Here is a 4,209-nt window from a genome sequence, read left to right on the forward strand (position 1 = left end):
CGAAGCAGGTGGTCGATCAGATTGCCGACATGCCGAGAGCTTCAAGTGTGCCGGCTTCGCGGCTCACGCCGCTCCTACAAAGAAGCATTCCCGGTGCCGTCAGGTGGGAGATGCATTCCAGCGCAGTATCCGCTGCGCTCTACAGAATGTGCCTCCGTCCGCTAGACTTTTGCGTCGATTCACCTGGACGCAACCATGACTGACCTGATTCCCGCCCTGCCCCAGCCCCGCATCCCGGTCGCCGGTGGCGGCACCTTCCCGGTGCACCGCATTTACTGCGTGGGCCGCAATTTTGCCGATCACGCTCGCGAGATGGGCGCGGCCGCGCCGGCCTCGGCCAGCGAACGCGGCCAGCCGATGTTCTTCATGAAGCCAGCCGATGCCATCGTGGTCGGCGATGCCGCGATCCCCTATCCGACTGCCACCTCCGACCTGCACCACGAAGTGGAGCTGGTCGTAGCACTCGGCAAGGATGCGCCGGCCGGCGTGCTCGCCGTGGATCAGGCGATGGAGCTGGTGCTGGCCTACGGTGTCGGTCTGGACCTGACCCGCCGCGACCTGCAGACAGCCGCCAAGGCCAAGGGCGGCCCCTGGGATATCGCCAAGGGGTTCGACCATTCCGCTCCGGTCAGCAACCTTGTGCTGGCATCCGAGGTCGGTGATCTGGCGCCGCTGGAGCTGTCGCTGGAAATCAACGGCGAACTTCGGCAGAAGTCCACGCTTGACCAGATGATCTGGAACGTCGCCGACATCCTGCACGAACTGTCCAAGCTCTACGCGCTGCGCGCCGGCGATCTGGTCTTCATGGGCACGCCGGCTGGCGTCGCCGCACTGCAAGCCGGTGATCGCTTCAGCGCACGTCTCGGAAAAATCGCACAGCGCGACGGCGTGATCGTCTGATTACATCCACTGGAGTAGTCTGCGCCAGCTCCCTTTCACGCATAACTAGGAGAAACACATGGGAATGATCAGCGAATTCAAGGAATTTGCGATGCGCGGCAACGTCATCGACCTCGCGGTTGGTGTGGTCATTGGCGGCGCGTTCGGCAAGATCGTCACCTCGCTGGTGGACAAGGTGATCATGCCGCCGATCGGCATGCTGGTCGGCAACGTCGATTTCTCCAGCCTCGCCTGGACCCTGGCACCGGCCAAGATGGGCGCCGATGGCAAGGAAATCCCCGCCGTGGTGCTGGGCTATGGCGACTTCATCAACACGCTGATCCAGTTCATCATCGTCGCCTTCGCGATCTTCATGCTGGTCAAGGTGGTCAACCGCCTGTCCCGCAAGAAGGAAGAAGCACCGGCCGCTGCGCCGGAACCGACCGAAGAAGTGCTGCTGCTGCGCGAGATCCGCGACAGCCTCAACAAGCACTGATCGATCAACCTGTTTGCCAACAACGGCCGGGGGTTCCCGGCCGTTGTCATTTGCAGTGATCAGAAGGTCATCGTCATGGATACCTGCGGGCTGACGTAGGACGCGCTGTTGCGCCCGCCCGGCAGCGATGCCTGCACACCCATCAATACGCCGATCTGGTCGTTGATGATGTATTCCACTGCCGGCGCAATACTGAAGGCGCGGCTGCGTGAGCCATCCTGCCACTGCGTCTTCCGTTGGCCAGACGCATCGGCCACGCTGCCCTCCAGCACACTGCCCGATTGCGTGCTGGCGGTCAGATCCAGGGCAAGCGCCCAACTGCGGTTGATGCTGTATTCAAGCCCCAATGCGCCACTGACCGCCGCACCGGCAGCAAGCGTGCCGCGGAAGCCCTGCTCGGTGCCATACACACTCCGCCCGACCACCGAAACGCTGCCCGGCGACGGGCTCCAGGTGGTCTGCCAGCGCCAGCGCAGCGGCCGTCCATTCGGCAGCCACAGCACCTGCTGCCCCAGCAGCGACAGGCTGGTGCGATACACCCCGCTACCTTGGCCATTGAACGTGTTCTCACCCAATCGGTCATGCCGTCCGGTCGCCAGCGATTGACTCAGCATCACCGCCATGGTCATCCCACCGGTCAGCGCATCACCCGCGCGCAACTGGTAGCGCAGCCGCGTCGCGCTGTCACCAATGCGATAGCCATCACTGTGATGGGCGCCGTGCGCGGAGCGGCTGCCATTGAGTACCAACTCGCCCGTCAGACGATCGGTGATGCCACCACTGAGCAACAGGCTGAGCAACTGGCTGCTGTCGTGTGCATCCAGCATATGGCGATCGCCGTGGTCGTCGTAGACGCCACGGGTGCGGCTGTATATCCAATACGGCTGGGCAAAAAACTCGCCCTGCGGCATCGCTGCCGGGCCCGGAGTCAGCAACGGCCCGGTGAAACGCACATCGTCCATGGAGTGGCCCTGCGCAAAACCGAGTACTGGCAGTGCCAGCATCAACAACGTCCCTGCCGTCTTGTATCGCAATCTCATCACGTGTTCCCGAGCAATCCACCAAACCGGTGGGGGTGCTCAGCCTCGCCTGCTATGCTGCATCGCAACACAAGAAAAACCCGTGCTTGTTTGTCACCGTTCCAGCTGCATGTAGCGCCTAGCGAATGTCCACGGGGGCCGCCAGCAGGGGAACCTCCTAACGACCACCAAGACTTCCACACATCCCAACCGGCACATTCACCTACATCCGCTCACTGTTACCCTGACTCGACAAATCACCTTGGAATTGACTATGCGTCGCCGTGCTCTTTCCCTTGCCCTCCTCCTGCTGTGCACCTCGGCCGCTGCCAACGCAGCGCCCACCCATATTCCACAGCAGGCGCTGACCAAGGCCGCCGAGCTGCGAGCACAGGCGCTGGCGGACAACACCGGCTGGCAGGTGGTGGAATCACTGACTACCGAAGTTGGCCCGCGGATGGCTGGCAGCGAAGCCGACGCACGTGCGGTGGAATGGGCCAAGGCCAAGTTCAAGGAACTGGGCTTCGACAAGGTGTGGACCGAACCGGTGACCTTCCCGAAGTGGGAGCGCCGCAGCGAACACGCCTCGGTGCTTGGCGCACATCCGCAGCCGTTGACCATCACCGCGCTGGGCGGCAGCCCGGCCGGCACGGTGGAAGCCGAGATTGTGCGCTTTGAAGGTCTGGACGCGCTGAAGGCGGCGCCGGAAGGCTCGCTGGCCGGCAAGATCGCCTATGTCGACTTCACCATGACCCGCAAGCGGGATGGCGCTGACTATGGCATCGGCGGCAGTGTGCGCAGCCGTGGCCCGTCCGAAGCAATCCGCAAGGGTGCGGTCGGCTTCATCATGCGCTCGGCTGGCACCGATTCGCATCGCATGCCGCATACCGGCATCACCCGCTACGACGAAGGCCTGACGCCGGTGCCGTCGGCCGCGCTGTCCGGCCCGGATGCCGACCAGCTCAATCGTCTGGTTGCGCGCGGCCCTACGCGCATCCGCATCGCGCTGGATTGCGGCTGGGATGGCAGCTACACCTCGCAGAACGTGATCGGCGAAATCACCGGCCGCAGCCTGCCCAAGGAAGTTGTGGTGATCGGCGGTCACCTGGACTCCTGGGACCTTGGCACCGGTGCCATCGATGACGGTGCCGGCGTCGGCATCACCATGGCCGCCGGCCATCTGATCGGCCAGCTCAAGCAGGCCCCCAAGCGCACCATCCGCGTCATCGCCTTCGCCAATGAAGAGCAGGGTCTGCACGGTGGCAAGGCCTATGCAGCTGCCCGCGTGGCAGCCGGCGAAATCGTGCAGCAGCACATCGCCGCCGAGAGCGACTTCGGCGCGGGCCGCATCTATGCCTTCAACACCGGCTCGGGCAACCCGGAGGAATCGCGTGAGGCTACCCGCCAGATCGGCGAGGCGCTGGCGCCACTGGGTATCGAGTACCGAGCCAACCAAGGCGGCCCCGGCCCCGACGTAGGCCCGCTGGCCGCCAAGGGCGGCGCATGGGCATGGCTGGCGCAGGACGGAACCGATTATTTCGACCTGCACCACACCCCGGACGATACCTTGGACAAGATCGACCCGAAGGCCCTTGCCCAGAACGTGGCGGCCTACACCGTGTTTGCCTATCTGGCAGCGGAATCCGAAGGCAGCTTCGGCAGCGAGGCCAAGGATGTGGTGCCGCCGCGGGAGTGATTCCTTGTCGGATCAAAAGCAAGAAAGGCGCCGCAGGGCGCCTTTCTTGTTTCGGGTTTTTGTAGTGCCGAGCCATGCTCGGCAGAGGCTCTACCGGTAAAGATCCTGCCGAGCATGGC

At 63.9% G+C, this 4,209-nt stretch carries 4 protein-coding genes; 3 read left to right on the forward strand and 1 reads right to left on the reverse strand.

Annotation, left to right across the window (positions count from 1 at the left end):
- Positions 1–195 precede the first annotated feature (195 nt).
- Together QMX78_RS20355 and mscL are read left to right on the forward strand one after the other, a co-directional pair.
- Positions 196–900, forward strand: a complete 705-nt coding sequence (locus QMX78_RS20355) for a fumarylacetoacetate hydrolase family protein (RefSeq protein WP_282273055.1) — start codon at positions 196–198, stop codon at positions 898–900.
- 58 nt (positions 901–958) lie between these two features.
- Positions 959–1,375 (forward strand): large-conductance mechanosensitive channel protein MscL, encoded by a 417-nt coding sequence (mscL, locus tag QMX78_RS20360; RefSeq protein WP_282273057.1) that lies wholly within the window; start codon positions 959–961, stop codon positions 1,373–1,375.
- 59 nt (positions 1,376–1,434) lie between these two features.
- Here mscL and QMX78_RS20365 read toward each other — a convergent pair whose 3' ends face one another.
- Entirely contained in the window at positions 1,435–2,415 is a 981-nt protein-coding gene (locus QMX78_RS20365; RefSeq protein WP_282273059.1) for a hypothetical protein, read from the reverse strand.
- A 253-nt stretch (positions 2,416–2,668) separates the two neighbouring features.
- Here QMX78_RS20365 and QMX78_RS20370 point away from each other — a divergent pair, with 253 nt between their 5' ends.
- Positions 2,669–4,090, forward strand: coding sequence for a M28 family peptidase (locus QMX78_RS20370; protein WP_282273061.1), 1,422 nt, complete (start codon positions 2,669–2,671; stop codon positions 4,088–4,090).
- The last annotated feature ends 119 nt before the right edge of the window (positions 4,091–4,209 follow it).

Source organism: Stenotrophomonas sp. PS02298 (assembly GCF_029959445.1).
In the GTDB taxonomy this organism is placed as follows: domain Bacteria; phylum Pseudomonadota; class Gammaproteobacteria; order Xanthomonadales; family Xanthomonadaceae; genus Stenotrophomonas.

Bases quoted from the DNA above. Each gene is read 5' to 3' on its own strand.
- QMX78_RS20355 (WP_282273055.1), top strand. From the start codon at position 196: ATGACTGACCTGATTCCCGCCCTGCCCCAGCCCCGCATCCCGGTCGCC.
- mscL (WP_282273057.1), top strand. From the start codon at position 959: ATGGGAATGATCAGCGAATTCAAGGAATTTGCGATGCGCGGCAACGTC.
- QMX78_RS20365 (WP_282273059.1), bottom strand. From the start codon at position 2,415: ATGAGATTGCGATACAAGACGGCAGGGACGTTGTTGATGCTGGCACTG.
- QMX78_RS20370 (WP_282273061.1), top strand. From the start codon at position 2,669: ATGCGTCGCCGTGCTCTTTCCCTTGCCCTCCTCCTGCTGTGCACCTCG.